We start from the raw sequence: 266 nt of genomic DNA on the forward strand, positions 1-266 counted from the left end.
ATAGCTACCATCCTGCAATGCTTGCGCCAGTTCAGCAAGGTAGCGGTCCCGCGCTTGCGCGAATCGCTTCACGCTCATGCGGTCCACTCCCGCCGCCCCGGCGTTCTTCTCGACCTGAGCCCACCCCAGCGCGAGCGTGTCCAGGCGAAACACCTTGTCGATCAGACTATGCCACTTACCTCCTTTAACTCCGTTTTGTAGAGCAGCCAACATAGCGTCCGTCCAGATTGAAGCTGACGCGAATTTCCGCCGCACGCAGCTTCCTA

1 pseudogene is annotated in these 266 nt (G+C 59.0%); it reads right to left on the minus strand.

The features are described 5' to 3' along the window. Positions 1–213: pseudogene (locus PQR02_RS40950) on the minus strand (group II intron reverse transcriptase/maturase); the annotation flags it as partial. Between the last annotated feature and the right edge of the window lie 53 nt (positions 214–266).

This window comes from Paraburkholderia sediminicola (assembly GCF_046026895.1).
GTDB classification, from domain to species: Bacteria; Pseudomonadota; Gammaproteobacteria; order Burkholderiales; family Burkholderiaceae; genus Paraburkholderia; species Paraburkholderia sediminicola_C.